1 protein-coding gene is annotated in these 767 nt (G+C 48.1%); it reads left to right on the forward strand.

The features are described 5' to 3' along the window. Window positions 1-136: 136 nt before the first annotated feature. Window positions 137-742 (forward strand): Abi family protein, encoded by a 606-nt coding sequence (locus HMPREF3048_RS02420; RefSeq protein ID WP_070771100.1) that lies wholly within the window; start codon window positions 137-139, stop codon window positions 740-742. Window positions 743-767: the final 25 nt, after the last annotated feature.

The raw sequence follows: 767 nt of genomic DNA on the forward strand, positions 1-767 counted from the left end.
GCCGAAACGGCCTAAAACAACTTGACAAAACACATCAATGGTTGCTCAGTAGATCATGTATGTTTGGGTTTACGCACACCACGTCCTCTCCGGTTCGCCGTGACGGCGTGGTTTTCTCAATTTTTAGGGGGGATGGATGCAGTATGCAAAGCTACATCTGCCGATTGACAGTCAGCTCCAACTGCTGATCGATCGGGGGCTGCGTGTAAATGATTGCATGCAAGCGAAGGCTGTTTTAGCAGCAATTGGTTACTATCGATTGGCCGCGTATCTGTACCCTTTGCGGCAGATCAAACCTGGTGAGGAGCGGACAACAGAGTGGAACTTTCGTTTCGACGAATTTCAAAGTAATTCTCATTTTGAAGATGCCGTTGCGCTTTATGATTTCGACTCTCGGTTACGGCGGTTGATTTTCGAAGGGCTTGAGAAGTTCGAAGTCGCTTTGCGGAGTCAGATCGCAAACAAGGCCGGAATGGTTGATGTTTTTGTGCATCTGCGTCGGAATATGTTGGACCCGCACGAGTGCTCAAAGATTCCTAAAGGCTCTCGCCGTGACTCATACCAGATATGGTTGGCAAAGTATCACGAGCAAGTGGAAAGGGCATCCGGGGAAGATTTTCTGAGACACCACAAAGCGCGATACGGCAAAGAACTGCCTGTCTGGGTGATTATGGAGATAATCGACTTTGGAAGTGTCACGCACCTTTTTAATTTCTTACCAGTAGCGACCAAGAAGGGTTAAGCGACAAAATGTGTGTCTGCTATCG

This window comes from Corynebacterium sp. HMSC075D04 (genome assembly GCF_001815635.1).
Taxonomy (GTDB): domain Bacteria; phylum Actinomycetota; class Actinomycetes; order Mycobacteriales; family Mycobacteriaceae; genus Corynebacterium; species Corynebacterium coyleae.

Excerpts from the sequence above, each read along its gene's own strand:
- HMPREF3048_RS02420 (WP_070771100.1), top strand. The coding sequence starts at position 137 with ATGCAGTATGCAAAGCTACATCTGCCGATTGACAGTCAGCTCCAACTG.